24 protein-coding genes are annotated in these 25,532 nt (G+C 71.1%); 10 read left to right on the top strand and 14 right to left on the bottom strand.

Annotation, left to right across the window (positions count from 1 at the left end; translation table 11 throughout):
• Positions 1-35: 35 nt before the first annotated feature.
• Positions 36-1,553 (top strand): class I adenylate-forming enzyme family protein, encoded by a 1,518-nt coding sequence (locus OH768_RS22580; RefSeq protein WP_406456304.1) that lies wholly within the window; start codon positions 36-38, stop codon positions 1,551-1,553.
• Here OH768_RS22580 and OH768_RS22585 read toward each other — a convergent pair.
• Together OH768_RS22585 and OH768_RS22590 are read right to left on the bottom strand one after the other, a co-directional pair.
• The gene (locus OH768_RS22585) at positions 1,532-2,044 is read right to left on the bottom strand and encodes an EF-hand domain-containing protein (protein ID WP_406456306.1); all 513 of its coding nucleotides are present in this window, start codon (positions 2,042-2,044) and stop codon (positions 1,532-1,534) included. The two genes, OH768_RS22580 and OH768_RS22585, sit on opposite strands and share 22 nt — an antisense overlap.
• Before the next feature lie 121 nt (positions 2,045-2,165).
• Positions 2,166-2,555 carry an STAS domain-containing protein gene (locus OH768_RS22590; protein ID WP_406456308.1) on the bottom strand — a complete coding sequence of 130 codons (390 nt, stop codon included), beginning with the start codon at positions 2,553-2,555 and terminating at the stop codon, positions 2,166-2,168.
• 321 nt (positions 2,556-2,876) lie between these two features.
• Between OH768_RS22590 and OH768_RS22595 the strand changes: the two genes are divergently transcribed.
• On the top strand, positions 2,877-3,458 hold the full coding sequence (locus tag OH768_RS22595) for a sigma-70 family RNA polymerase sigma factor (RefSeq protein ID WP_406456310.1): 582 nt from the start codon (positions 2,877-2,879) through the stop codon (positions 3,456-3,458).
• Positions 3,459-3,553: 95 nt separating this feature from the next.
• On the top strand, positions 3,554-4,780 hold the full coding sequence (locus OH768_RS22600; RefSeq protein WP_406465405.1) for a zf-HC2 domain-containing protein: 1,227 nt from the start codon (positions 3,554-3,556) through the stop codon (positions 4,778-4,780).
• 148 nt (positions 4,781-4,928) lie between these two features.
• Here OH768_RS22600 and purU read toward each other — a convergent pair whose 3' ends face one another.
• Positions 4,929-5,810, bottom strand: a complete 882-nt coding sequence (gene purU, locus OH768_RS22605) for a formyltetrahydrofolate deformylase (protein WP_406456312.1) — start codon at positions 5,808-5,810, stop codon at positions 4,929-4,931.
• A gap of 80 nt (positions 5,811-5,890) precedes the next feature.
• Positions 5,891-6,391 carry a hypothetical protein gene (locus tag OH768_RS22610; RefSeq protein WP_406456314.1) on the bottom strand — a complete coding sequence of 167 codons (501 nt, stop codon included), beginning with the start codon at positions 6,389-6,391 and terminating at the stop codon, positions 5,891-5,893.
• Between the two features lie 117 nt (positions 6,392-6,508).
• On the opposite strand from OH768_RS22610, the gene OH768_RS22615 reads away from it, so the two are divergent.
• Positions 6,509-7,822, top strand: a complete 1,314-nt coding sequence (locus OH768_RS22615) for an ABC transporter substrate-binding protein (protein WP_406456316.1) — start codon at positions 6,509-6,511, stop codon at positions 7,820-7,822.
• A gap of 25 nt (positions 7,823-7,847) precedes the next feature.
• Here OH768_RS22615 and OH768_RS22620 read toward each other — a convergent pair whose 3' ends face one another.
• Positions 7,848-9,572, bottom strand: coding sequence for a hypothetical protein (locus OH768_RS22620; RefSeq protein WP_406456318.1), 1,725 nt, complete (start codon positions 9,570-9,572; stop codon positions 7,848-7,850).
• Positions 9,573-9,772: 200 nt separating this feature from the next.
• Positions 9,773-11,158, bottom strand: coding sequence for a transcriptional regulator (locus OH768_RS22625; RefSeq protein WP_406456320.1), 1,386 nt, complete (start codon positions 11,156-11,158; stop codon positions 9,773-9,775).
• A gap of 274 nt (positions 11,159-11,432) precedes the next feature.
• Here OH768_RS22625 and OH768_RS22630 point away from each other — a divergent pair, with 274 nt between their 5' ends.
• The 3 genes from OH768_RS22630 (at position 11,433) to OH768_RS22640 (ending at position 14,547) form a co-directional block, all read left to right on the top strand.
• Positions 11,433-12,086: a bifunctional DNA primase/polymerase gene (locus OH768_RS22630; RefSeq protein ID WP_406456322.1), complete on the top strand. Its 654-nt coding sequence runs from the start codon at positions 11,433-11,435 to the stop codon at positions 12,084-12,086.
• Between the two features lie 83 nt (positions 12,087-12,169).
• Complete coding sequence (locus OH768_RS22635) at positions 12,170-12,943, top strand: ABC transporter ATP-binding protein (RefSeq protein WP_406456324.1); 774 nt, start codon at positions 12,170-12,172, stop codon at positions 12,941-12,943.
• Positions 12,940-14,547 carry a transporter gene (locus OH768_RS22640; protein ID WP_406456326.1) on the top strand — a complete coding sequence of 536 codons (1,608 nt, stop codon included), beginning with the start codon at positions 12,940-12,942 and terminating at the stop codon, positions 14,545-14,547. Before OH768_RS22635 ends, OH768_RS22640 begins: the two co-directional genes overlap by 4 nt.
• Before the next feature lie 111 nt (positions 14,548-14,658).
• On the opposite strand, the gene OH768_RS22645 is transcribed toward OH768_RS22640, so the two are convergent.
• Both OH768_RS22645 and OH768_RS22650 read right to left on the bottom strand, forming a co-directional pair.
• Positions 14,659-15,516: an alpha/beta fold hydrolase gene (locus OH768_RS22645; protein WP_406456328.1), complete on the bottom strand. Its 858-nt coding sequence runs from the start codon at positions 15,514-15,516 to the stop codon at positions 14,659-14,661.
• 519 nt (positions 15,517-16,035) lie between these two features.
• Positions 16,036-16,728, bottom strand: a complete 693-nt coding sequence (locus tag OH768_RS22650; RefSeq protein WP_388102001.1) for a metal-dependent transcriptional regulator — start codon at positions 16,726-16,728, stop codon at positions 16,036-16,038.
• 249 nt (positions 16,729-16,977) lie between these two features.
• On the opposite strand from OH768_RS22650, the gene OH768_RS22655 reads away from it, so the two are divergent.
• The gene (locus tag OH768_RS22655; protein ID WP_200715393.1) at positions 16,978-17,733 is read left to right on the top strand and encodes an SIS domain-containing protein; all 756 of its coding nucleotides are present in this window, start codon (positions 16,978-16,980) and stop codon (positions 17,731-17,733) included.
• Positions 17,734-17,752: 19 nt separating this feature from the next.
• On the opposite strand, the gene OH768_RS22660 is transcribed toward OH768_RS22655, so the two are convergent.
• Positions 17,753-19,168, bottom strand: coding sequence for a PAS domain-containing protein (locus OH768_RS22660; RefSeq protein ID WP_406456331.1), 1,416 nt, complete (start codon positions 19,166-19,168; stop codon positions 17,753-17,755).
• Between the two features lie 155 nt (positions 19,169-19,323).
• Between OH768_RS22660 and OH768_RS22665 the strand changes: the two genes are divergently transcribed.
• Complete coding sequence (locus OH768_RS22665) at positions 19,324-19,938, top strand: nucleotidyltransferase family protein (RefSeq protein WP_406456333.1); 615 nt, start codon at positions 19,324-19,326, stop codon at positions 19,936-19,938.
• Between the two features lie 172 nt (positions 19,939-20,110).
• Here the strand turns inward: OH768_RS22665 and OH768_RS22670 are convergent, their stop codons facing one another.
• Both OH768_RS22670 and pdxH read right to left on the bottom strand, forming a co-directional pair.
• On the bottom strand, positions 20,111-20,527 hold the full coding sequence (locus tag OH768_RS22670; RefSeq protein WP_406456335.1) for a DUF3592 domain-containing protein: 417 nt from the start codon (positions 20,525-20,527) through the stop codon (positions 20,111-20,113).
• A 60-nt stretch (positions 20,528-20,587) separates the two neighbouring features.
• On the bottom strand, positions 20,588-21,283 hold the full coding sequence (gene pdxH, locus OH768_RS22675; protein ID WP_406456337.1) for a pyridoxamine 5'-phosphate oxidase: 696 nt from the start codon (positions 21,281-21,283) through the stop codon (positions 20,588-20,590).
• Between the two features lie 163 nt (positions 21,284-21,446).
• On the opposite strand from pdxH, the gene OH768_RS22680 reads away from it, so the two are divergent.
• Positions 21,447-22,553, top strand: a complete 1,107-nt coding sequence (locus tag OH768_RS22680; protein WP_406456339.1) for a citrate synthase 2 — start codon at positions 21,447-21,449, stop codon at positions 22,551-22,553.
• Between the two features lie 66 nt (positions 22,554-22,619).
• On the opposite strand, the gene OH768_RS22685 is transcribed toward OH768_RS22680, so the two are convergent.
• The 3 genes from OH768_RS22685 to OH768_RS22695 are packed head-to-tail and all read right to left on the bottom strand — an operon-like array spanning position 22,620 to position 25,530.
• Positions 22,620-23,234, bottom strand: a complete 615-nt coding sequence (locus tag OH768_RS22685) for a TetR/AcrR family transcriptional regulator (protein ID WP_406456341.1) — start codon at positions 23,232-23,234, stop codon at positions 22,620-22,622.
• On the bottom strand, positions 23,222-23,956 hold the full coding sequence (locus OH768_RS22690; RefSeq protein WP_406456343.1) for an enoyl-CoA hydratase family protein: 735 nt from the start codon (positions 23,954-23,956) through the stop codon (positions 23,222-23,224). Before OH768_RS22690 ends, OH768_RS22685 begins: the two co-directional genes overlap by 13 nt.
• Positions 23,953-25,530, bottom strand: coding sequence for a 4-coumarate--CoA ligase family protein (locus OH768_RS22695; RefSeq protein ID WP_406456345.1), 1,578 nt, complete (start codon positions 25,528-25,530; stop codon positions 23,953-23,955). Before OH768_RS22695 ends, OH768_RS22690 begins: the two co-directional genes overlap by 4 nt.
• Positions 25,531-25,532 lie beyond the last annotated feature (2 nt).

Consider the following 25,532-nt stretch of genomic DNA (forward strand, 5'->3'; position numbering starts at 1 on the left):
TCACCTGACGGGTCGTCAGCCAAGGCGGGGGCACCATGAACGAGACGCCGCACTCCCTGAGTTCCGCCCGCACGCTGTGGGAACTGGTCGTCCGTCGCGCCGATTCGACCCCCGACCGGCCGGTCTTCCTCCAGGACGACCGCGCCCTCAGCTTCGGCGAGTTGCGGGACCGGTCGGAGCGGGTGGCGGCCGGCCTGTACGGCATGGGCGTAAGGCCCGGCACGGTCGTCGCCTGGCAGCTGCCCACCCGGATCGAGACCGCCCTGCTCTCCTTCGCGCTGGCCCGCCTGGGCGCCGTGCAGACACCGGTGATCCCCTTCTACCGCGACCGCGAAGTCGGCTTCGCGCTGCGGGAGTCGAAGGCGGAGTACTTCGCGGTGCCGGGCACCTGGCGCGGCTTCGACCACACGGAGATGGCCCGGCGGCTCGGTGCGCGGGGGATCTTCGAGGCGTACGACGGCGCCCAACTCCCGGACGGAGAACCGTCCTTGCTCCCCGCTCCGCCCGCCGACGGCACCTCCGTGCGCTGGATCTACTGGACCTCCGGCACCACTTCCGACCCCAAGGGCGTGCTGCACACGGACCGTTCGCTGATCGCGGGCGGCTCGTGCCTCGCGCACGCGCTGCGGCTGACGGCGGACGACGTGGGGTCGATGGCCTTCCCGTACGCGCACATCGCGGGGCCCGACTACACGGTGATGCTGCTGCTGTACGGCTTCCCGGCGGTGATGTTCGAGCAGTTCGCGCTGCCGGACGCGCTGGAGGGCTATCGCAAGCACGGGGTGACGGTGGCCGGCGGCTCGACCGCCTTCTATTCCATGTTCCTTGCCGAGCAGCGCAAGCAGCCCGGGACGAAGGTCATTCCCTCGCTACGGCTGCTCGCGGGCGGCGGGGCGCCCAAACCACCGGAGGTCTACCACTCCGTCGTACGGGAGATGGGGGTCCAGCTCACCCACGGATACGGCATGACCGAGGTGCCGATGATCACCATGGGCGATCCGGAGGACACGACCGAGAACCTCGCCACCACCGAGGGACGGCCGCCGGAGGGGATGGAGATACGCATCGCGGAGGGCGGGGAGGTGCGGCTGCGCGGGGAGGCCGTGTGCCAGGGGTACTTGGACCCGGCGCAGACCGCCGGGGCCTTCGACGCGGACGGGTTTCTGCGCACCGGGGACCTGGGGACCGTGACCGACAGCGGGCATCTCGTCCTCACCGGGCGGCTGAAGGACGTGATCATCCGCAAGGGCGAGAACATCTCCGCGAAGGAGATCGAGGATCTGCTCGCCGCGCATCCGGACGTCGATGACGTGGCCGTCGTAGGGCTGCCGGACGCCGAGCGCGGGGAGCGGGTGTGCGCGGTGGTCGAACAGCCGTTGGGGGCCGGGGAGTTGACCCTCGATGCCGTGACGGACTATCTGCGCGCGGAAGGGCTGTCCGTGCACAAGCTGCCGGAGCAGCTGGAGATCGTGGACGCCCTTCCGCGCAACGAGACGCTGCGCAAGGTGCTCAAGTACAAGCTGCGGGAGCGTTATTCGGGGACGGTGAAGTAGCGGGCGAAGGCGGAGACGACCTCCGCCTCGCCGACCTTGCCGTCGCTGTCCGTGTCGAGGGCCTCGGCCGCCATGGCGGCGATGTCGTCGGGCACCCCGAGGGCCTTGAGAACGCGCACGGTGTCCGCGATGGTGGCCGAGCCGTCGCCGTCCGGGTCCGCGACGTCGAGGGCCGCGTGCAGGAAGGGGCGGCCGATCTCGGCGAAGCGCTCCGGGTTGTCGCGCAGCCGCTTGACCGCGCCGCCCACGAACTCCTCACGGCTGACGCGCTGGTCGCCGTCCCGGTCGGCGATGCCCGCCATGCCCTGCCAGAACGCCTCGGCGCCGATGTACAGGGCCTGGCCCTTGTCGGAGCGGGCCGCCGTACCGAACTCCGCGAGCAGCGCCTTGGCCGCCGAGTTGAAGTCCTCGCGGTCGATGAAGCCGTTGCCGTCCTGGTCGAAGGTGGCGAACCGGGCGGCGATGCGTCGCTCGTACTCGGTGCTGACCATGTGTTTCGGGCCGCCTTACTCATGTGGGTGCACTTGGCAGGGAGCGTACGACGCCGGGGCGGGTCCGGGAGCGGGAAAACGTCGCTTGTACCAAGACCGGGGAAATTCCGAAACAACGGCGTCACGCCGAGAGGGGGTCCGCCTCTTCCTCGGGCTCCTCTTCCGTGGCCGCCATCACATCGGGGTAGACGTCGAAGAGGCGGCGCACGCCGAGGGCGCCGAGCACCCGGTTGACGTGCGAGCCGTCGACCGCGCCCTGGGCGGGCAATATCAGCCGCAGATGCCCCTGGCAGGACCGGATCAGACGGCGGGCTGCGATCAGCACTCCGACGCCGCTGGAGTCGCAGAACAGCACCTCGGAGAGGTCCACGACCAGGCTGTGGTGACCGTCCGCCACCACGTCGTGCACCCGCTGGCGCAGCACCGGCGAGGTCACCAGGTCCAGTTCGCCGGACACGAGGAGCACGGACCAGCCGCCGCGCTCGCCATCGTTCACTTTGAAGGCCACCATCGCGCCTTTCGCTAGCCGGAACTCCCGGAAACCGTCCGGAAACGGAAGCCGTACCTACGCTTCCTTGCAGCGCGGCTGCCCAGCGGCCGTTCCCTGAAACGCGGCAACAGAAACGGAAACCCGTCCGAAGAGGCTTGTTTTAGTCGCCTTCGATCCTGTTCGATCAGTTGTGGACCGGGTAGGCACACGTCCGCTACCATCCGCGCCCCTTCGGGGGCGTGCGATTGCACGAAGGGGCGTGCGCTGTCCGAGGTGCCGACTACATTCGAAGAGACGGTGAGCGCACGCTTGACTCGGGCACGGACACGGTGAGGGGGCCGCATGGCGACAACGGACGCACCGCCCCGATGGGACCGCAAGATGCAGCAGCGGCTGGCCCGCGGCGAGGCGGCGGCCCTCGGTGAGCTCTACGACCGCTTCGCCTCCCTCGTGCACGCCCTCGCCCACCGCGTCCTCGGCGACGAGCGCGCCGCCGACACCATCACCCGCGAGGTCTTCACCCACGTCTGGGAACACCCCGACACCTACGACCCCAAGCAGGGCCCGCTGCGCTCCTGGGTGGCCGCGCTGACCGCCCGCCTCGCCGTGCAGCGGCTGCGCGCCACCGAGACCGCCGCCCTCGCCCGGGGCGGCCAGGGCTCCACCGAGGAACTGGAGCGCAAGGTCCGCCGCGCCTCCGTCGCCGCCCGCGCCGACTACATCGTCACGTCCATGCCCGCCCCGCTGCGGGCCGCCCTGGAACTGGCCTACTTCCAGCGCCGCGACTACCGCCAGACCGCCGTCGACCTCGGCGTCACCGAGGACGAGGCCCGCCGCCGACTGCGCCTGGGCCTCCAACTCCTGTCCACCGCCCACGACGTCGGCGCACCGCCAGAACCAGCGGGACCAGGGGGTGCGGTGTGAGCGACGCGAACGACGAGCACGACGAGCACGAGGCGTACGACGGGAGTCCGCCCGGGGAGAGCGAGGGCCGGGGTTCCGTGCCGCCGCGCATCCCCATGCCCCGGGCCTCCGTGGAGGACGGTGGGCGGCCGTTGCCCGAGCTCGACGAGTCCGCGTCCCGGCCCGCGCCGCTGATACTGGAGCACCCGGTGCTGAAGGCGCTGCTCGGCGCGTGGGCGCTGGCCGCGTGCTCCGCGGCGGAGACGGCCGCCGTGGAGGAACACCTCGGCGAGTGCGGCTCCTGCGCGGACGAGGCGCTGCGGCTGCGCGGCGCGGTCGGCCTGCTCCACCCCGTCGAACCCCTCGACCTCGACCCCGGCCTGCGCACCCGCGTCCTCACCGGCTCCTTCGACCGCCGGCCGCCGCGCATCCCGGTCCCCGAGTGGGCGACGCCGTACGACGCCGAGACCGCGCGCCTGGACGCCCTGCTGCAGGACATAGGCGACGCCGAATGGCACACGCCCGTGCGGCTGCGCTGGTTCGACGGCCAGGCCCCGACGAGCCGTCGTACGACCGTCGCCGGAGTCATCGCGCATCTGCTGACCGTCGACGGCCTGGTCGCGACGGCGCTGGGCCTGGACGACCCTCCCCCACTCTCGGCTGCGCTCGAGCGGGGGGACCCCCACGCCGGGGAGGCGGCCGACAAGGCCGCGAACCCCACCGCGCGCACCGAGGCGTACTGGCAGGCGTCGTACTTCCCGCCCACCCGCACCATCCGCGCACCCTGGCGCGAACAGAGCCACACCATCGTCCGTACGGTGTCGTTCACCGGCACCACCACCGGCAAACGGGCCGTGTCCTACGGCGACTTCGAGCTGCCGCTGCACGACGCGATGCTCGACCGGGCCTTCGAGTGCTGGGTCCACGCGGGGGACATCGCGGACGCGGTGGACTATCCCTACGAGCCGCCGTCACCGCGCAGCCTGAACCAGATGATCGACCTCGCGGCCCGCATGCTGCCCGTGGTGCTGGCCGAGCGGCGCCGGCACGGGTTGGCTGCGCCGGCTGAGGGGCGGCACCTGGTCCCGGCCGGGGATCCCGGGCGCAGCCTGCGGCTGGAGATCGAGGGGCACGGCGGGGGCGAGTGGTTGATTCCGCTCGACTCACCCGGCGCGGTGGGGTCGGCCGAGCGGGAGGTGGCTCATATCGCCCTGGATGGCGTGGAGTTCTGTCATCTGGCGGCTGGGCATGTGTCGCCGGAGGACGCGGCGGCTGGGCAGTTGGGGGATCGGACAGCGATCAGGGATGTGTTGTTCGCGACGGCGTCGTTGAGCCGGATGTAGCGGGGCGACTGCGGGTGCGTTGTGGCTGGTCGCGCGGTTCCCCGCGCCCCTTGGATCGGAAACGCAGGCCCACTTTCAGGGGCGCGGGGAACTGCGCGAACGGCCCCCACCGGCCCGCAGCCGCCCACGCACCCGAACCCCCGAGCTCCTAGGCGAACACCACAGTCCGGCGCCCGTTGAGCAGAATCCGCCGCTCCGCGTGCCACTTGACAGCCCGCGCCAGCGCCTGGCACTCCACGTCCCGGCCGATCGCCACCAGCTGGTCCGGGGTCACGTCATGGCCGACCCGCTCGACCTCCTGCTCGATGATCGGGCCCTCGTCGAGGTCGGCGGTCACATAGTGGGCCGTGGCGCCGATCAGCTTGACGCCCCGCGCGTGCGCCTGGTGATACGGCTTCGCGCCCTTGAAGCTCGGCAGGAACGAGTGGTGGATGTTGATGATCCGGCCGCTGAGCGCCTTGCAGAGGTCATCGGAAAGGACCTGCATGTAACGGGCGAGGACGACGAGTTCGACGTTCTCCTCGCGGACCAGGTCCAGGACCCGCGCCTCGGCCTCGGCCTTGTTGTCCTTCGTCACCGGGATGTGGTGGAAGGGGATGTGGTACGACTCCACCAGCTCGGCGAAGTCGGTGTGGTTGGACACCACGGCCGCGATCTCCACGGGGAGCGCGCCGATACGGGCGCGGAACAGCAGGTCGTTCAGGCAGTGGCCGAACTTGCTGACCATGAGGACGATGCGCATCTTCTCGTCGGCCCGGCTGATCTGCCAGTCCATGTGGAAGGCGTCACCGATCGCCGCGAAGCTCGCGCGCAGCTTGTCCACGGTCACCGGAGGCTCCGCCGAGAAGTGGACGCGCATGAAGAACAGTCCCGTGTCGTGGTCGCCGAACTGCTGGCTGTCCTCGATGTTGCAGCCGGTCATGAAGAGGTAGCTCGACACGGCGTGCACGATGCCCTGCTTGTCGGGGCAGGACAGGGTCAGGACGTACTGGTCGGCGGGCGCCGCGGCTCGGGTGGACTGCGCGTTCATGCGGGACAGGGTCCCATATCCCCCTGAGCAGGGAGACCGGCGTCCGCCACCCGGACCGGGGGCCCACGGAAACCTGCGGCCTACGCCGACCGCGTCATGATCTGCAGCACCTCGAGCGTGCGCGGCGGCGCGTCCGGGTCCTCCTCGTCGCTGGACGCCATCCGCACGTGCGCGTCGCGGGCCGCCCGCACCGCCTCCGGCCACGCCTGGTGGTCGACGTACGCGGAGACGGGGGCGTCGGGCCCGACCTGGTGCATGATCCGCAGCACGCGCAGGACGGCGGAGTCGACGAGCGCCGCCTCCTGGGAGTCGCGGAAGATCGTGCCGACGTATTTCTCGGCGGACCAGTTGTCCAGCCAGGTGTCCTCGACGAGGCGGTAGACGGCGTCGGTGACGTCCCCGTACCCGTCGACACCGGCCAGCCAGACGTTCTGCTGGAACACCGGATCGGAGAGCATGTGCAGCGCGGAACGCACGTTGCTGCGCCAGCGCCACCACGGCATGTCGTTCAGTGGCATGCCGCCCATGGTGGAGGAGCGACGGGGGCGACGGGAAGAGTTCTCCGGAGCTTGCACGGTCATCGATCGTACGTTCCTTGTCACACCCACAGGAACGCCCCCCGTAATTCACCTCCGCGTCACCACTTGTTGACCATGAGTAACTCGCGGGTTAGCGGTGTGGCGGAAGCGTGTGTGTACATGACCGGCAGGCGGCGCAACCACAGCACCTTCCTCCCCACGATCACCCGGCCCGTCAGAGCCACCGTCATGTCGGCGGCGGCCCTGGTGGCATCTGCGTCGCTCGCGGCCGGCTGCGGGGTCATCCCCGGCACCGCGGGCTCCGCGGACGCCCCGATCACCGTCATGACCTGGGCGCCCTGGGACACCAACGCGACCAACAAGCCCGGCATGCCCGCCATGGCGACGGCGTACGCGAAGTGGATCAACAAGCACGGCGGTCTCAACGGCCGCAAGCTCAAGGTCCTGACCTGCAACGACCACAACACCAGCGTCTCCGCGGCACAGTGCGCCCGGCAGGCCGTCAAGGAGAACGTCGTCGCGGTCGTCGGCTCCTACAGCGAGTTCAGCGACTCGTTCTTCGCCCCGCTGGAGGGCGCAGGCATCCCGTACATCGGCGGCTACGGCGTGACCAGCGAGGAGTTCACCCGCGCCCTGTCCTACCCCGTCAACGGCGGCCAGCCCGCGCTGCTGGCCGGTCTCGGCAAGGAACTCGCCCCCGGCTGCGGCACGGTCACCCTGGTCCGGCCCGACTCCATCGCCGGCGACGACCTGCCCCCGCTGCTGAACGCGGGGCTCTCGGCGGGCGGACACGCACCGGCCACCGACCAGCTCGCCGCCGACAACGCCACCGAGTACGCCGGCCAGTCGACACGCGCGCTGGAGAGCGCGTCCAGCGGCACCTCGTCGAAGGAGGGGTGTGTGGTGCCCTCGCTCGGGGACCGCACCGACACCTTCATGGACTCCTTCCGGCGTGCCCGCGCGGACTATCCCGCCGTGCGCACCGCGACCGTGCTGGGCAGCGTCGACCAGACCGAGATCAACGCGACGGGCGGGCAGTCCGGGCCGTACGAGGGGTCGTACATCACCGGCTGGTACCCGGTCGCGGGCGACCCGCGCTGGGACCCGATGAAGAAGGCCGTCAACGAGGTGGCCTTCGGCGACAACCGCATCGACCCGGCGGACGCGGGAGTGGAGACGACCTGGATCGCGTACACCGCGTTCAAGACCGTCGTGAACTCGCTCGGCAACGGCGAGGTGACCGCCGACACCGTACGGCGCGCCCTCGACGACGGCGTCAAGGTCACCACGGGCGGGCTCACGCCGACGCTCCAGTGGAGCTCCACCGACGACGACGATCTCGCCTCCGTCGGACTGTCCCGCCTGGTCAACGCCTCGGTGACCCTTCAGGTCGTACGCAAGGGCGTTCTGGTGTCGGCGAAGAAAGGCTTCGTCGATATGACGGAGACGCTGGAGAGCGCGAACCTCGACTGAGGTCCGCGCCGTCCGTTCCTGTTCCTCAGAGCTGGGTCGGCTGCCGCTGGGTCAGACCGTAGGTCTTCGCGATCGTGTTCCAGAGCGCGGCGGCCTTGGTCTTCTGGTTGCTGGCGACACCGCTCGCCGCGTTGCCGGCCGCGGTCTGGCCGGTGGTGCGGGCCTGGCCCTTCTTGCAGCCGTGCTTGCCGGCGGCCTGGTCCGCCCAGGCCGCGTAGTGGTTGTCGGCGGACGCGGACGCCTTCCACGCGTTGGTGAGTGCGGTCGTCAGGGCCGCGTTGTCCGGCAGCTTGTCCACCGTCAACTGCGAGAGTTTCGTGACCAGTTCGGTGCGCTGCTGGGCCGCGTCCCGCAGGGCGGAGGCGGAGTCGCCGAGGCTGTTGCATGCCTTCACATTGCCCACGGCACGGATCACCGAGGCGCGGCTGCTGCCGCTGTCGGCCAGCAACTTGTCCAGGGCGACGGCCTGTTCCTTGGCCGCGTCACCGCCCGCCGCCGAGGAACCCCCGGTCGCGGGCGACGTCGCGGCGACCGTCTTGTTGCCGTCGCTCTTGCTCCCGCCACCGCTGAGCAGCGCCCCGGCACCGACCCCGAGGATCGCGATGACGATCCCGACCCCGGCGATCAACGGCACCCGCGAACGGCGCCCGCCCCGGCCGCCGTCGTCGTCCTGCCCGGGCGGGGCGTAGGACGGTGCGGCATAGGCGGGCTGGGCGTACGGCGGCTGCGCGTAGCCCTGTTGTCCGTGGCCCTGTTGCCCGTAGCCCGGCTGCTCGGCCCGCGGCGGCTGCTGGAAGCGCGGCAGCTGCTGCGTGGCCCCGGCCGGTGCCTCCCCGCTGCGGAAGAGGTTGTCGAACTCTGCGGGCGGCTGCCGGTCCTCCGCCCCGCCCGGCAGCCCCCCGTACCCAGGAGCGCCGCCCTGCGCGGGCACCGGCGGGAGGAACTGCGTGGGCTGCGCGTCGGGATGCGCGGCCGGCGGCATCGGCCCGGCCCCGCCGGACACCTCGGGCGGCAGCGCCCCGGGCAGCACCGGCGGGATGTACTGCGTCGCCCCCTCGTCCACCGGCGCGGCCGGGACCGGAGGCAGGAACTGGGTGGCACCCTCGTCGCCGGGAATGTTGACCACCGGCGGGATGTACTGCGTCGCACCCTCGTCGGCGGGCGGCAGCGGGGCGCTCGGGAACGCGGACGAGGAAGACGAGGAAGGGGACGCGGAGGCGGCGGGGGGCAGGGGCGCGCCGCCCGAACCGGAAGCGCCGTATCCGTATCCGTAGTCCTGTGCGCCCGATCCGTAGCCCTGTGCGCCCGCCGCGTACCCGGCGGACTGCTCCGGGGCGTATCCCGGTCCCGGCGAGTACTCCTGGGCGTACGACTGCTGCTGCACGCCGTAGGCCGCGTGCTGGGCGCTCTCCTGCGGCAGCGCCCCCGGCTGGCTCGGGATGCCCTCCTGGGCGCCCCATGGGGACGGCTGCTCGGGGGCGGCGCCCCACTGCTGCTGCTGCGCGTCGCCCCAGCCCTGGCCCGGCGGCGGGGCCGGGGTCCGGTGCTGCGGGTCGTGCTGCTGGTCCGGGCCCCACGACCCGCCCCAGGCCTGGCCACCCGGGGGCGTGCTCGGCTGCCCTGCCGACTGCTGGTTACCGCGTCCGCCCGTCATACCCGGAAGGAGGGGTTCACCTCCGTCGGAGGGCAGCACGATGCCTTCGCGCGCGGGCCGCGCCGAGGGCTCCTCGCCCTGTCCACTCTGCGTCACCGGGACTCCTACGAATGGGGGACCTTCGGGATCGTCGGTTCACGCTACCGGGTACCCCGAGCCCGGTGCCACGCAGCACTGGACGGGACCTCTCCACTTGTGACCCCGGTAACAGTTCCGGCCCCTCATCCGCGCCAAATCCCGCTCTGCGCCCTCCTTTCACCACCGGATCGCCACCGGAAGCTTCCTTCACTCCCCGTTCACGCGGCGGCCTGCAACTCCATCCGCGCCCCGAACTCCCGCACCACCGGCTCGTCCCGGTACGGCTCCAGGCGCTGCTGGAAGTCCTCCAGGTACTCGGCACCCCGGTTGGACCGCAGCGAACCGAGCAACTCCACCGCTTTCAGGCCCGTGTTGCAGGCCTGCTCGACCTCGCGCTGCTGCACCTGCGCGCTCGCCAGCAGTACGTACCCGATGGCCCGGCGGCGCGCCCGCGACTCCGGGTGCCCGTCCAGGGACTCCTGCGCACACCTGGCCGCCGCCTCGGCCTGCCCGAGATCGCGGTGGCAGTGCGCCAACTCGTCGGCGAGATACGCCTCGTCGAAGTGCCCGATCCACGCCGGGTCGTCCCCGGACGACGGATCCGCCGCGTCCAGCGCGCTCACCGCGCGCCCCGACGCCAGCTGCGCCGACCGCGCCTCACCCATCAGGGCGTGCCCGCGCGCCTCCGCGGCGTGGAACATCGCCTCCGCCCGCGGGGTCACCCGACCGCGCGCCCCCTCCTGCGCCGCCCGCGCCAACTGCGCGATCTCACGCGGGTTCCCGAGCTGCGCGGCGAGGTGACTCATGGAGGCGGCGAGGACGTACCCGCCGTATCCCCGGTCCCCGGCCGCCTGCGCGAGGCGCAGCGCCTGGATGTAGTACCGCTGCGCCAGGCCGGGTTGACCGGTGTCGACGGCCATGTAGCCGGCGAGTTCCGTCAACCGGGCGACGGCGGCGAACAGTTCACGCCCCACGGCCTCCCGGTACGACCCCGCCAGCAGCCCGGAGACGACACTGTTGAGGTAGTGCACGACGACCGGGCGGACATGCCCGCTGCCGTACTGGTGGTCCAGCTCGCTGAGCGCCTGCGTCATCGCGCGCACGGCCGCCACGTCGGACTGGCCCACCCGGGGCCCCGCCGCGCGCGCGACCTGCGAGTCCGGCGAGGAGATCAGCCAGTCACGGCTCGGCTCGACCAGCGCGGACGCGGCGACCGACGAACCGGACAGGAAGTCCCGCCGTCCCACGTCACTGCGCCACAGCTCACACACCTGCTCGATGGCTCCGAGCACGGTCGGCGAGAACTGCAGGCCCACACCCGACGCGAGGTTCTTGCCGTTGGCCATGCCGATCTCGTCGATCGTGACCGTACGGCCCAGCTTGCGGCCCAGTGCCTCGGCGATGATCGCCGGAGCCCGCCCGCGCGGCTGCTGTCCCCGCAGCCAGCGGGCCACGGACGTCTTGTCGTAGCGCAGGTCGAGACCGTGCTCGGCGCCGCACATGTTGACCCGGCGGGCCAGCCCGGCGTTCGAGCACCCCGCCTCCTGGATGAGCGCCTGCAGCCGTTCGTTCGGCTGCCGCGCGACAAGTGGCCTTGCGGCCATGGCGTACCCCCTGGGAACAACCCCTGAAGCGAAAAGATCCGGCCGAGAAGATCAATGCCCACCGAACATGGCGAAAATGCGAAGCATGCGAGGAATGCGAGGAATACCGGGGTAAAAGCTCGTGCCCGCCCCTCACGTGGTTACCCCGATCCCGCCCTCGGTCCTCCCGCGCGCCCCCGCACATGCATCCATGCGCCCCAGTTGCGGAATCGATGCTCCTCCCCCGCGCGCGTTACAGCCGTAACCCGAGGTGGGTGCGGGAGTTGTGTTGGGCGTGGAAGAGACGATCGCGGGCACCGAAGCCGCTCAGATTCCGAAGCAGCGCGGGGAATCGCTGCTGGAGACAGCCGTACGCTACGCCGAGGAGCGCCACTGGGATGTCTTCCCCGGCACCTGGCTGGAAGCCGTCGACGGGGTGCAGCACTGCTCGTGCGCGGACCCCGCGTGCGCCGCACCCGGCGCACATCCGGCGCGTGAGGACTGGGCAACCCAGGCGACGGGCAGTGCGACGGTCGCGCGGCGGATGTGGCAGAAGCAGCCGGGGGCGTCGATTCTGCTGCCGACCGGGCGCACGTTCGACGCGATCTCCGTTCCGGAGACCGCGGGGTTCCTGGCGCTGGCGCGGATGGAGCGCATGGAGTTGACGCTGGGTCCCGTCACCTTGACGCCGTCGCGGCGGATGGAGTTCTTCGCGCTGCCGGGCGCGTCGGTGAAGGTGCCGGATCTGGTGCGGAACATCGGCTGGTCGCCGTCGTCACTGGATCTTGTGGTGCTGGGTGAGGGTGGGTATGTGGCCGCGCCTCCTACGCGGTTCGGGTCTCGGGGGGCTGTGCAGTGGGCTTGTCGGCCTACCGCTGCCAACCGTTGGCTGCCGGACGCGGAGGAGTTGATCTCGCCGCTCGCCTATGCGTGTGGGCGGGATCGGTAGTTCCGCGGCCTCCGGCCGGTGGGGGCTGGTCGCGCAGTTCCCCGCGCCCCTTAGGTGGGACACCTGACCGTAGGGTGCAAGGTATGACGTCTGCTGCCGTGAGTGTGCGTGGGCTCTGGAAGCGGTTCGGACAGCAGGTTGCTGTTGCCGGGATCGATCTGGAGTTGCCTGCTGGGAAGTTCATCGGGCTGGTCGGGCCGAACGGGGCCGGGAAGACCACCACCCTCTCGATGGTGACCGGGTTGCTGCGGCCCGATCAGGGCAGCGTTGAGGTCGTGGGCCACGACGTCTGGCGTGACCCCGTGGCCGTGAAGGCGCGGATCGGGGTGCTGCCGGAGGGACTTCGCCTCTTCGAACGGCTCTCGGGGCGTGAACTCCTCGGCTACAGCGGGCGGTTGCGGGGGCTGCCCGGGGCCGAGGTCGACAAGCGGGCCACGCAGTTGCTGGACGTGCTCGACCTGGCCGGTGCCCAGCACAAGCTCGTCGTCGACTACTCCACCGGTATGCGCAAGAAGATCGGGCTCGCCACCGCTCTCCTCCACAATCCCGAAGTCCTTTTCCTGGACGAGCCGTTCGAGGGCGTCGACCCGGTCTCCGCGCAGACCATCCGGGGTGTCCTGGAGCGCTACACCGCCTCCGGCGCCACCGTCGTCTTCTCCTCCCACGTCATGGAACTCGTCGAGTCGCTCTGCGACTGGGTGGCCGTGATGGCCGCCGGCCGCATCCGCGCCCAGGGCACGCTGGCCGAGGTCCGCGGCGAAGCCCCCACGCTCCAGCAGGCGTTCCTCGAACTCGTCGGCGCGGGCGCCCGCGACCACGGCTCCGACCTCGACTGGCTGGGCGGCGGCACCCGATGACCGACACCACGCCCCCGGCCTCGATCACTCCCGTCGTCGTCCGCCTGAAGCTGTCGCTGTTGCGCAACGGTCTACGGCAGTCAGGTGGCCGACGGGCCGCATATGTCGCGTCGGCGGTCGTGGCGCTGCTGTTCGCGGCGCTGCAGCTGCTCGGGCTGATCGCGTTGCGCGGGGACTCGCACGCCGACTCCGTGGTGGTCGTCCTGGTGTCGGTGCTGGGGCTGGGCTGGGCGGTGATGCCGCTGTTCTTCCCGACCGGCGACGAGACCCTCGACCCGACCCGCCTGGTGATGCTGCCGCTGCGGCCCCAGCCGCTCGTACGGGCGCTGCTGGCGGCCTCGTTGGTCGGCATCGGCCCGCTGTTCACGCTGGCGCTGCTGCTCGGTTCGGTGATCGCGGTCGCGCACGGCGCCGCCGCCTACGTCACGGCGGTCCTGGCGCTCCCGCTCTCCCTGCTGGTCTGTGTGGCCCTCGCGCGGGCCGTCGCCGCCGCCAACATCCGCCTGCTGACCAGCCGGAAGGGCCGGGACCTCGCGGTGCTGAGCGGGCTGGTGATCGCGGTCGGGGCGCAGTTGGTCAACTTCGGTGCGCAGCGCCTGGGTTCGTCCGGGCTGTCCCAACTCGACCCGGCGGCCGAGGTGTTGCGCTGGGTGCCGCCCGCGTCGGCGGTCGGCGCGGTGGACTCCGTGAGCAAGGGCTCGTACGGCCTCGCCGTCACCCAACTCGCCCTGTCCGCAGGCGCTTTGGCGGCCCTTCTCTTCCTCTGGTCGCGCAGCCTCACCAAGTTGATGACCTCCCCCGACGGCTCCACCCTCCAGTCCGCCGAACCGGCCGCGAAGGACAAGGCGTCCGCCGGCGGCCTGGCCCGTCTCCTCCCGGCCGGCCGCACCGGCACGGTCATGGAGCGCAGCCTGCGCTATGTCTGGCGCGACCCCAAGACCAAGGCGGCGTGGGTGACTTCACTGGCGATCGGTCTGATCGTTCCGGTGTTCAACGCGCTGCAGGGCACCGGCTCGGTCTACTTCGCGTGCTTCGCCGCCGGGATGCTCGGCATCCAGATGTACAACCAGTTCGGGCAGGACACCTCCGCGTTCTGGATGGTCGCGATGACGATCTCCACGACGAGGGACGCCTACGTCGAACTCCGCGCCCGCGCCCTCGCGCTGCTCCTCATCACCGTCCCGTACGCGGCGCTCGTGACCGTCCTCACGACGGCGCTGCTCGGCGACTGGCACCGGCTCCCCGAGGTCCTCGGCCTCTCGTTCGCCCTCCTCGGCGCGATGCTCGCGACCGGCGCCTGGACCTCGGCCCGCTTCCCCTACTCCATCCCCCAGGGCGGCCACAAGAACGTCGCCCCAGGCCAGGCCGGACTGGCCTGGATCTCCATCTTCGGCGGCATGATCGCGGCGGCCCTGCTCTGCTCCCCCGTCATCACCCTCACCATCTGGTCCAACGTGAGCGCGAACGGCGACCAGTGGAGCTGGCTGCTGCTGCCGGTGGGGGCGGGGTACGGGGCGGCGATCACTTACGCGGGGCTGCGGCTGGCGGCACCGGGAACGGCGAGGCGGCTGCCGGAGATCCTGGCGGCGGTAAGCAAGGGGTAACTTTTCAGCTCAGGGCCGGGCGATCCCCCAAGGGGCGCGGGGAACTGCGCGAGCAACCACGACGCACCCGCACCCGCCCCACAACCGCACCCCCCACCCCCGTAGGCGCTCTCACACCAGCACCCCATCAAGAAACGGCTCAATAGCCGCCCGCCAAGCCGACGGCTGGTCGTAGTGCACCAGATGCCCGGCGTCGGCAACCTCCGCATACTCCCCTCGCGGCAGCACCCGCACCATCTCCTGTGCCTCGGCCCGCCCCAACTCCCCGTCCAGCCCCCGCACAACAAGCGCGGGACACTGAACCTGGGCCAGCTCCTCCCAGTGCGCGTCATACACCCACGTCTCCCGCGACTTCAGCATCTGCTCCGGCTCGAACACCGGCCGCCACCCGTCGGGAGACTCGTGCATGACCTCGGCGTAGAACTCCCCCCGGGACGGATTGGGCCGTTCCACCCACGGATCGTCCTCGCCGAACCACTTGCGGACATCGGCGAGCGTGGCGAAGGGCACGGGCCAGGACTTGAACCAGTCGGACCACTCCCGCTGCGAGGCCGCCCCCAGCGCGGACGCCCGCATATCGCAGATGATCAAGCCCCGCACCAGATCGGGCCGCTTCGCGGCGAGCTGCCACGCGGTCAGCGCGCCCATCGCGTGGCCGATGAGGACGACCGGGGCGAGCTCCAGCTGTTCCAGCGCGGCCTCCGCGTCCTCGACGTAGGCCTCACGGGTGAAGGCCGCCTGCGGCGGCTTGTCGCTCTGGCCGTGGCCGCGCTGGTCGAGTGCGACCGCGCGGTGCCGTTCGGAGAGCCACCGGGCGGTGGACGCCCAGTGCGAGGCGCGGCCCATCAGGCCGTGCAGTAAGAGAACTCCGGGTGCCCGCTCGATCTCCCCCGATTTGGGCGGGTCCGCGAACTCCCATGCGGCCAGGCGTACGCCGCCTGCTCCGGTCACGTCGATGCGCCGCGCCATTGGTCCTGGCACCCCCCCTAGCCACGCTCTGCCGCTTGTGCCGTTCGTTCTTGCTGCTGTCTCTTCTCTTGCTCGTCTCTTCCTACAGGTCACGCCCCGCGCGTTTCATCACCCAGAGGTTATCGAATACAGATTCGAAAATGCGGTCTCCGGCCACAACACCCCTCGTTCGAGTGACCCGGCTCAAGGAATGATCGCCGCCACCGGGGGGAGATCTTCACCGGGAGGCGGACCGCTCGGGGAAACCGGTCCGAAGGGGATGACCTTGAGAGCTCGGGGCTCCGGGTCAGCAAAGGGGAGGACAGGCCCCGGCGCCGCACGGCGTCGGGGCCCTCCCCATGTTTGCGGCACATCCTCCCGCCCCCTCACGGTCATATGCCTCACGCGACAGCCTGGCACGCCAAGCGTCCCCGCGCTGCAATTCAGCGCACTGAATCTTGGAATCTCCGCGACCGGCGGAACGCCACAACTACCTGTCCAGCCCCACGAGTTGACGGCCCCGCCGGGCGAAGGGCGTGGTCAGCGCTTGGCGACGAACACATGCGAGGCGATGTCCGAGGCCAGCTCGGCCGCCTCGCCACCGCTGCCCACCAGCACCCCGCCCGCCGACTCCGTCACACTCACCACCGAGCCGGGCTGCACACCCGCGCGGCGCAGCGTGTACATCAGCTGCGCGTCCGTCTGGATGGGCTCGCCGATCCGGCGCACCACGACCGTCTTGCCGTCCAGGCCCGGATCCAGCTCGGCCAGCGACACCATGCCCTCGTCGAGGAACGGGTCGGCCCCGTCCTTCTCGCCCAGCTCCTCGAGACCGGGGATCGGATTGCCGTACGGCGACTCCGTGGGGTGGCGCAGCAGCTCGAGGACCCGCCGCTCCACGGCCTCGCTCATCACGTGCTCCCAGCGGCAGGCCTCGGCGTGCACCTGCTCCCACTCCAGGCCGATCACGTCGACGAGCAGACACTCGGCGAGCCGGTGCTTGCGCATCACACGCGTGGCCAGGCGGCGGCCCTCGTCGGTCAGCTCCAGATGGCGGTCGCTCGCGACGGCCACCAGGCCGTCGCGCTCCATGCGCGCCACCGTCTGGCTCACCGTCGGGCCGCTCTGGTCGAGCCGCTCGGCGATGCGGGCGCGCATGGGGACCACACCTTCCTCCTCCAGCTCGAGGATGGTGCGGAGATACATCTCCGTGGTGTCGATCAGTCCGGACATACGTGCCCCTCGATTACCTCTGCCCGAAGCTCGGCGGCTCCGCGGCGCGTGCGCTGGCCCTGGACTCAATTCTGACGCATCGCACTGACAACCGTGCCGCGCCGTTGAAACCAGCCGGTTACGGCGGTCCGTGCAGCCCCCCTCCGCCCGCTCCGCGGCGGACCCGATCGCCCTCGACGCCGTATTGACATCCACTTGGTCCAGACCGCACGGTGATCCGCGACACAAACTCACCGAGGGGGCTCCCGCATGAGCGACCGTACGCCGGCCGGCCAGTTCTTCGACGCCGCGATCACCCTGCTCCAGCGGGTCAGCGACGAAGAGGCCGACTCCGTCGGGGCGGCCGGCACGCTCCTCGCGGACACCGTGGCCGACGGCGGGCGCCTCTTCGCCTTCGGCGCAGGGCACTCCTCGCTCGCCGCGCAGGACCTGGTCTACCGCGCGGGCGGACTCGCCCTGATGAACCTGCTCGTGGTGCCCGGAGTCCTCGGCGTCGACGTCATGCCGGCCACGCTGGGCTCCGCCCTGGAGCGCGTCGACGGCCTCGCGGGCGTGGTCCTGGAGACGTCACCGCTGCGCTCCGGCGACGCCCTGGTGATCATCTCGCTGTCCGGGCGCAACGCCCTGCCCGTGGAGATGGCCATGAAGGCCCGCGCCCTCGGCGTCCGCGTCATCGGCGTGACCTCGGTGGCGTACGCCTCGGAGACGACGTCACGGCACACCTCGGGGACGTATCTCAAGGACCACTGCGACGTCGTACTCGACTCGAAGATCGCGATCGGCGACGCGGAACTCACCCACGACGCCATCCCGGCCCCCTTCGCCCCCGCCTCCACGGTCGTCACCACGGCCCTCCTCCAGGCCGTCATGGCGACGGCGGCGGCGACCCTGGCCGACCGCGGCATCGAGCCGCCGCTGCTGCGCTCCGGGAACGTGGACGGCGGCCACGAGTGGAACGGCCGGGTGTTCGAGGAGTACCGGGACCGGATCTTCTACCAGTACTGAGACCGGTTCCGGGCCGCCGCTACTTCTCCCCCGTGGCCCCCGCCAGATCCAGCGCCGCCGCGATCCGTACGGCCACGTCCTCGGCGTAGATCGAGTCGGACCGTTCGAACTGGCTGCGGCCCGCCCCGCGCAGGAACGTCACCACTCCCAGCGTCCGGCCCCGGCTGCGCAGTACCGCGCACAGCGCGTGCACGGCGTCCTGGGGCCACTGGCGGGCCCGGGCCCACTCCCGGGCCTGTTCGGGCGGGGCGGCGCCGATGCTGGCCCGCACGGAGCCGACGCGTTCGACGCACTGCAGGGCGGGATGCCCCTCTCCGTAGCGCACGGGCAGCCCAGCCGCGCCGGTGAGCAGACTGGGCCCCGGCGCCCCCGTGGGCGTGGCGGCGACCCGGACGAGCCGTACGGCCGCTGCCGACGCGCCGTCAGTATCGTTCAACGATCCGCCCACGACTCGGTCCACGAGCGCGTGGTCGGCGAAGCCGGCGAGGGCGAAGTCAAGGTGGACGGTGGCCGCGTCGCGCGGATCCTCGCACTCGGCGGCGGCGCGCGCGGCCCGGTGCAGCTGCTGAGCGCGGAAGCGCAGCAGCGAGGCCTCCTGCTCGATCTGCTTGGCCTCGGTGACGTCCTGGAACAACCAGCCGACGCCGAGCGGCACCGGTTCCTCGGTGAGCGGCGAGGCCAGCCGCAGGAACCCGCTCCGCCAGCAGCGCCGCAGATGCCCCTCGGCCGTCCGTACGCTCACCCAGATCTCGGCCGGCGCGGGCGGCGCGCCCTCGGCCAGCACATGCGCGAGCGCGGCCTCCAACTCCTCGACGCCCTGGACCAGCAGCTCGCCGAGAGGCCGCCCGAGGACGGAGGTGCGCCCGGTGCCGAGCGCCCGCGCGGCATGCGCGTTGACGACGGCGAGCCGCAGATCGGCGTCGACGAGCACGACCCCCCAGGAGGCGTCCTCAAAGAGGGCCTCACTCAACGCGATCGACCGCTCGAGGTCGATCTGGGCATGTACCTCACTGAAGGCGCAGTAGACACCGGCGGGCTTCCCGTCGGGCCCGCGCACGGCGGCGGACTGCGTCCGCACGAGCACCCGCCCACCGTCCTTGGTCAGCAGGGCGAATTCATTCACCTGCCGTCCTGGGGCCTGCATCGCGGACATCAGCCGCGCCTCGACCTCCTCGGCGTCCGCACTCCGTACGGCCCACCCGGCCAGCCCGTGCCGTCCGACGGCCTCGGCCGCGGTCCAGCCGAGGATGCGTTCGGCCTCGCGGTTCCAGTGGGTCAGCACGCCGTCGGCGTCGAAGGCACACAGTGCCGCGTCCATCCCGTCCAGCAACGCGGCGAGCAGATCGGACCCGCCGGGCCCCTCGGGACCACCGTCCCGCTCGGGCTCGTCGGGACCCAACTCGTCGGTGGTCCCACTATGCCGGGAAGCACTCACCTGGACCCCCTGCTGCAGGCTGCGTCCGCGGACACGGAGCGTCGGTTCACTCACTCACCATCATTCAACTCGAACGTGACGCAGCACACACCGCGTTCCCAAAGATTGAGCGAATCGTTGTACGGCACCGCTTCCGGCACCGGCACACTCGCCCGATGCCCGCCCGCCTCCCCCTCGACGAACAGCTCACCGCGCTGCGGACGACGCTGTCCCGCAACCAGACCCTCCTGGAAGTCCTCGACCGCACCGCGGCCCTCGGCCTCCCCGACTGGTACCTGACCGCGGGCTGCCTCTTCCAAACGATCTGGAACACGGTCACCGGCCGTCCCCCGACCCACGGCATCAGGGACTACGACGTCTTCTACTACGACGCCACCGACCTCTCCTGGGAGGCGGAGGACACGGCGATCCGCGCGGGCCGTAGGGCCTTCGCCGGCCTCCCCGCAGAGGTGGAGATCCGCAACGAGGCCCGAGTCCACCTCTGGTACGAGCAGAAATTCGGCACCCCGTGCCCGCCGTACGACTCCGTGGAGTCCGCGATCGACTCCTTCGCGTCGACCACCTGCTGCCTCGCCGTACGCCTCAAGGAGGACGGCGACTGGCGCGTCTACGCCCCGCACGGCCTCTCCGACATCTACAACCTCGTCGTACGCCCGAACCCGGTTCAGGCACCACAAGAGGTCTACGAGACGAAGGCGGCCCGCTGGCGGGAGTCCTGGCCGGAGCTGACGGTGCTGCCGTGGCCTATGCCGTTCGCGAAAAGCGGTTGATCCGTCGGCAGGGGGTTCTTAGGGTGGCGAGTACTTCGGAAAGGAGGTGGTTCGGCAGATGTATGGATACCGGACGGAAGAGGTGGCTGCGGGCTAGTGGCCCGCCGTCGTACTCGGTTCGGCGCCGGGCCCGCGTGTGTGAGTCGCACGCAACCGGCCTAACCCAACGCAGTCACCCGACCCGCGAGCTCGCCGGTACGTCCGGCCGGCTCCCCCGCTGCGAGGCGGAGGGACCTGAGCTCGCGGGTCGTCTGCGTGTCCGGCGCGCGACGACCGTTGCGATCACGACCGTCGCCAGGCCGATGCCCCGGAACGTGCGCGGTGTGCCGTGTGCCGGGGTGAACTCGACGACCGGGTATGCCACGGGGCCGCTGTTCGTGCGGCTCTTGCGGGAAGTTCCGGTGCTGTGGCCGGCCCGCCAGTCCAGGGACACGACCGTGCCCGGGGCGCGCTCCGCGCTCGTCAGCAACGAGACCGACACCCCGGCCAGAATCAGCCCGACGGTCAGGAACAGCGACCCGAACGTGATCACTCCGACGAGGATCCATCGGCGGGCACCCAGCCCGTCCGACTGAAACCGAAACCGCACGTCATCCCTCTCCCTCGGCCGGAGTCAGGGACCTTGTCCCAGGTCCAGGGCCAGGAGAGTTCAGGGGCTCAGGCGCTCCACCCGCCAGCTGCCGTCCTGTTCGGCGGTGTAGCGGAGGCGGTCGTGGAGGCGGTTCTCGCGGCCCTGCCAGAACTCGACAGTCTGCGGCGCGATGCGGAAGCCGCCCCAGTGGGGCGGGACCGGGACCTGTTCCCCCTCGGGGTAGCGGGCGAGCAACTCCTCGTACGACGACTCCAGTTCGGCCCGGGAGGCGATCACCGAGGACTGGGCGCTGGCCCACGCGCCGAGCTGGGAGCCGTGCGGGCGGGTGCGGAAGTACGCGGCGGTCTCGTCGCGGCCGGTGCGGCGGGCGGTGCCGGTCACCAGGACCTGGCGGGCCATCGGGTGCCAGGGGAAGAGCAGGGAGACGTACGGGTTGGCGGCGAGTTCGCGGGCCTTGCGGGAGTCGTAGTTCGTGTAGAAGACGAAGCCCTGGTCGTCGTAGTCCTTGAGGAGGACCGTGCGGGAGCTGGGGCGGCCCTCGGGGTCGGCGGTGGAGACGACCATGGCGTTGGGCTCGTAGACGAGGTCCTGGAATGCCGCCTCCTCGAACCAGCGGCCGAACTGTGTCATGGGGCCGGGCGCCAGGTCCTTCCCGTCGAGGCCCGCCGCCCGGTACTGCTTGCGCATCGCGGCGGGGTCGAGGCGGGGATCACGGGCGGCGGTATCGCGGGCGGTGGGATCGCGGTCAGTCACGGCGGTCATCTTGCCGTACGGCGGGTGCGGCCACGAGTTCGGGTGGCACTCAGTGCCACCCGACCCTCCCCATGGGTGGCACCCGGCGTTATGGTGCTGCTGTCTCTATCTTCGGCCCGCGAGTCCCCGGTGACCGTGGAGCCACAGCATGAGGAGCCGCCCGATGTCCGACCCCGGCTTTGTACCTGGACTCGAAGGAGTCGTCGCGTTCGAGACGGAGATCGCCGAACCGGACAAGGAAGGCGGCGCCCTGCGGTACAGGGGCGTCGACATCGAGGACCTGGTCGGTCATGTCTCGTTCGGCAACGTCTGGGGGCTGCTCGTCGACGGCGCCTTCAACCCCGGACTGCCGCCCGCCGAGCCGTTCCCGATCCCGGTGCACTCCGGTGACATCCGCGTCGACGTACAGTCCGCGCTGGCCATGCTCGCGCCCGTGTGGGGCCTCAAGCCGCTCCTCGACATCGACGCGGAGCGGGCCCGCGACGACCTCGCCCGCGCGGCCGTCATGGCCCTGTCCTACGTCGCCCAGTCCGCGCGCGGGCAGGGCAACGCGATGGTGCCGCAGCGCGAGATCGACAAGGCGCAGTCCGTTGTCGAGCGGTTCATGATCCGGTGGCGGGGCGAGCCCGATCCGAAGCATGTGGCCGCCGTGGACGCCTATTGGACGTCCGCCGCGGAGCACGGCATGAACGCGTCGACGTTCACGGCTCGGGTGATCGCGTCGACCGGGGCGGATGTCGCCGCCGCGCTGTCGGGGGCCGTGGGGGCCATGTCCGGACCGTTGCACGGTGGTGCGCCGTCTCGGGTACTCGGGATGATCGAGGAGATCGAGCGGACCGGGGATGCCGAGGCGTATGTGCGGCAGGCGCTGGACAAGGGTGAGCGGTTGATGGGGTTCGGGCACCGGGTGTATCGGGCCGAGGATCCTCGGGCGCGTGTACTGCGGCGTACGGCGCGGGAGTTGGGGGCGCCGCGGTTCGAGATCGCGGAGGCGTTGGAGAAGGCCGCGCTCGCGGAGTTGCACGCTCGGCGTCCCGACCGGGTGCTCGCGACCAACGTCGAGTTCTGGGCGGCGATCGTGCTCGACTTCGCCGAGGTGCCGGCGCACATGTTCACGTCGATGTTCACGTGTGCGCGGACCGCGGGGTGGTCGGCGCACATTCTTGAGCAGAAGCGGACGGGGCGGTTGGTGCGGCCTTCTGCTCGGTATGTGGGGCCCGCCTCTCGGGGGCCTCAGGCGATCGAGGGGTTTGGGGATATCGCCCACTGAAGAGATGCCTGAGGTGCGTGGGCGAGTGCGGGTCCGTCGGGGCTGGTCGCGCAGTTCCCCGCGCCCCTAAAGGGCGCCCTCCAGCAGGTGGGTCCATTGGGCGACGACCCTCTCCCTTCGTCCCCTGTCGTCCGTGAGCAGGTTTGCCAGGCCGAGGCCCCTCGCCATGTCCAAGAGGCCCTGGACCGTTTCTCGTACGCCCGGCTTGGACTCGTCCGCGCGCAGGAGGTCTACGGCGATGCGGTGGGTCTCGCGGCCCACTTTGGCCTCCAACTCTGTTACTCGGGGCCTGAGTTGGTCCTCGTTCGAGGCTGCTACCCACAAATGCAGGGCTGCTCGGAACAGCGGGCCCGTGTAGAGGTCGACCAGGGCCTCGACCACTACTCGGCGGTCTTCCGCGCCCTCCGGGAACAGGGCCCGGAGGGCCGTGGAGCGTTCTTCCGCCACGTACTCCACCGCCGCCGTGAAGAGGTCCTCGCGGGTGGGGAAGTGGTGTTGGGCGGCACCTCGGGAGACGCCGGCGCGTTCGGCCACGACGGCTACCGTGGAGCCCGCCCAGCCGTGTTCGGCGAGGCAGGACACGGCGGCTTCCAGGAGGCGCTGCCGGGTGGCCCGGCTGCGGTCCTGCTTGGGTCTGCGGTCGACCGTGCCCGGCGCGGGCGCCGCGCTCACACCAGCCATACGGGATCCCGTCGTTCGAGGAAGGCCGTCATTCCCTCGCGGGCCTGCGCGGAGGCGAACAGCCGTGCCGAGAGCGCGGTCAGGCCGGCCGTGTCCCGGTCGAAGGTTTCCAGCACCCTAGCCGTGAGCAGCCGTTTCGTCTCGGCCAGGGCCTCGGGGGCGGAGCGGCGCAGGCCGTCGAGGATGGGGGCGAGGGACTCGTCCACGTCCTCTCCCGCTGTCGTCAGCAGACCGATGCGGGCCGCTTCCGGCGCGTCGAAGCGTTCGCCGGTGAGGTAGTAGCGGGCCAGGGCGCGGGGGTCCGTGCGGGGCAGGAGCGGGAGGGAGATCACCGCCGGGGCTACCCCGATCCGTACCTCCGTGAAGGCGAAGGTGGCCTCCCCGGATGCCGCCGCGATGTCGCAGGCCGCGAGGAGGCCCAGGCCGCCCGCCCTTACGTGACCCGTCACGCGGGCGACGACCGGTTTGGGTGCCTCCACGATCTGGCGGAGCAGGGTCACCAACGCGTCCGGGGGCGGTGGGTTCCGTAGGTCCGCGCCCGCGCAGAACGTGTTCCCCGTGTGGGTCAGGACGATCGCCCGTACGTCCGTGTCCTTGGCGCACTCGGTGAGGCCGTCGGCCAACTCGGCCACCAGGGGCGCCGACAGCGCGTTGCGGGTGTCTCGTGAGTCCAGGCTCAGGGTCTCGATGCCACGTTCGCGTGTCCGGCCGATCAGGGTCACGAGCGGCCTCGGAGTTCGCGGCGCAGGATCTTGCCGGAGGCGGCGCGCGGGACGGCGTCGATGAAGGTGACCCGGCGGACCCGCTTGTAGGGGGCGACGCGTTCGGCGACGTACATCATGACCTCGCCTTCGGAGAGTTCGGAGGGGTCTACGGCCGCCCTCTGGCGGACCACGTACGCGTGCGGGACCTCGTTGTTGTCCTCGTTGTACTCGCCCACCACGGCCGCGTCGGCGATGCCGGGGTGGGTGAGCAGGAGGGCCTCCAGTTCGGCGGGGGCCACCTGGAAGCCCTTGTACTTGATGAGTTCCTTGACCCGGTCGACTATGAAGGTCCAGCCGCCGGCGTCCACATGGCCGACGTCCCCGGTGTGCAGCCAGCCGTCCTCGTCGATCATCGCGGCGGTGTCGTCGGGGCGGCCCAGGTAGCCCTTCATCACCTGGGGGCCGCGGATGAAAAGTTCGCCGGCCTCTCCGATGCCGAGGTCCTTGTCGGGGTCGTCGAGGGAGACGATCCGCATCTCGGTGCCCGCGATGAGTTTGCCGACCGTGCCGGGGGGTGCCGTGGGCATGTCCCGTACGGGGACCACATGGGTGCCCGGGGACAGTTCCGTCATGCCGTACGCCTGGCCCACGGGCGGCAGGCCGAGGCGCCTGGAGCAGGCGGCGGCGAGGTTCGCGTCCAGGGGGGCGGCGGCGCTGATGATGTACTTCAGGGACGAGAGGTCGTACTGCGCGACCGCCGGGTGTTTGGCCAGCGCCAGGACGATCGGCGGGGCGACGTAGAGGCCGGTGATGCGGTGGTTCTCGATGGCCGCGAGGAAGGTTTCGAGGTCGAAGCGCGGGAGGACGACGACCGCGGCGCCCTTCCGCAGGGGTGCGTTCATCAGGGCCGTGAGGCCGTAGATGTGGAAGAACGGCAGGACGGCGAGGATGCGGTCGCCGGGGCCGGTGGGGACCGCGGGCTCCAACTGGGCCAGGTTCGTGGCTATTTGACTGTGCGTCAGCATCACGCCCTTGGGGACGCCGGTCGTTCCGGAGGAGTACGGGAGGGCCGCGACGTCTTCCACGGGGTCGATGTCGACCACCGGCTCGGGGGCCGTCGAGGCGAGCATGTCGGCCAGCGAGCGGTGCCCGGGCGCGCTGTCGCAGACGAATATCTCCTCGACGCCGCCCGCGAGTTCGGCCGCGCGGCGGGCCGCCTCCAGGAGCGGTGACACGGTGACGATCCAGCGGGCCGCCGAGTCCCGCAGCTGCTTGGCGAACTCCTCCGGCGTGGCGAGCGGATGCACCGTCGTGACGGAGGCACCCGCGCGCGTGGCGGCGTAGAAGGCCAGCGGGAAGGCGACCGTGTTCGGGCTGTGCAGCGCGAGGACGTCCCCTTTGCGCACGCCCGCCTCCGCGAGCCCCGCCGCGACACTGCGGTGGAACCGGTCCACCTGGGCGTACGTGAGGGTGGTGCCGTCCGTGCCGTCGATCAGCGCGGGCTCGTCCGCGAACTCCGCGGCCCCGGCCAACACCGCGTCATGGATGGGGAGTTCTACAGCCGGAACGTCTGCGTACTCGCTGCGGAACATGG

Origin of the sequence: Streptomyces sp. NBC_01622, assembly GCF_045209635.1 — a bacterium.
Classification (GTDB): Bacteria; Actinomycetota; Actinomycetes; order Streptomycetales; family Streptomycetaceae; genus Streptomyces.

Coding starts and splice junctions, on each gene's coding strand:
- OH768_RS22610 (WP_406456314.1), bottom strand. CDS start 6,391: ATGACCGTGCAAGCTCCGGAGAACTCTTCCCGTCGCCCCCGTCGCTCC.
- purU (WP_406456312.1), bottom strand. CDS start 5,810: ATGAACGCGCAGTCCACCCGAGCCGCGGCGCCCGCCGACCAGTACGTC.
- OH768_RS22580 (WP_406456304.1), top strand. CDS start 36: ATGAACGAGACGCCGCACTCCCTGAGTTCCGCCCGCACGCTGTGGGAA.
- OH768_RS22590 (WP_406456308.1), bottom strand. CDS start 2,555: ATGGTGGCCTTCAAAGTGAACGATGGCGAGCGCGGCGGCTGGTCCGTG.
- OH768_RS22680 (WP_406456339.1), top strand. CDS start 21,447: ATGTCCGACCCCGGCTTTGTACCTGGACTCGAAGGAGTCGTCGCGTTC.
- OH768_RS22595 (WP_406456310.1), top strand. CDS start 2,877: ATGGCGACAACGGACGCACCGCCCCGATGGGACCGCAAGATGCAGCAG.
- OH768_RS22600 (WP_406465405.1), top strand. CDS start 3,554: ATGCCCCGGGCCTCCGTGGAGGACGGTGGGCGGCCGTTGCCCGAGCTC.
- OH768_RS22650 (WP_388102001.1), bottom strand. CDS start 16,728: ATGTCCGGACTGATCGACACCACGGAGATGTATCTCCGCACCATCCTC.
- OH768_RS22695 (WP_406456345.1), bottom strand. CDS start 25,530: ATGTTCCGCAGCGAGTACGCAGACGTTCCGGCTGTAGAACTCCCCATC.
- OH768_RS22625 (WP_406456320.1), bottom strand. CDS start 11,158: ATGGCCGCAAGGCCACTTGTCGCGCGGCAGCCGAACGAACGGCTGCAG.
- OH768_RS22640 (WP_406456326.1), top strand. CDS start 12,940: ATGACCGACACCACGCCCCCGGCCTCGATCACTCCCGTCGTCGTCCGC.
- OH768_RS22615 (WP_406456316.1), top strand. CDS start 6,509: ATGACCGGCAGGCGGCGCAACCACAGCACCTTCCTCCCCACGATCACC.
- OH768_RS22665 (WP_406456333.1), top strand. CDS start 19,324: ATGCCCGCCCGCCTCCCCCTCGACGAACAGCTCACCGCGCTGCGGACG.
- OH768_RS22655 (WP_200715393.1), top strand. CDS start 16,978: ATGAGCGACCGTACGCCGGCCGGCCAGTTCTTCGACGCCGCGATCACC.
- OH768_RS22645 (WP_406456328.1), bottom strand. CDS start 15,516: ATGGCGCGGCGCATCGACGTGACCGGAGCAGGCGGCGTACGCCTGGCC.
- OH768_RS22585 (WP_406456306.1), bottom strand. CDS start 2,044: ATGGTCAGCACCGAGTACGAGCGACGCATCGCCGCCCGGTTCGCCACC.
- OH768_RS22635 (WP_406456324.1), top strand. CDS start 12,170: ATGACGTCTGCTGCCGTGAGTGTGCGTGGGCTCTGGAAGCGGTTCGGA.
- OH768_RS22685 (WP_406456341.1), bottom strand. CDS start 23,234: ATGGCTGGTGTGAGCGCGGCGCCCGCGCCGGGCACGGTCGACCGCAGA.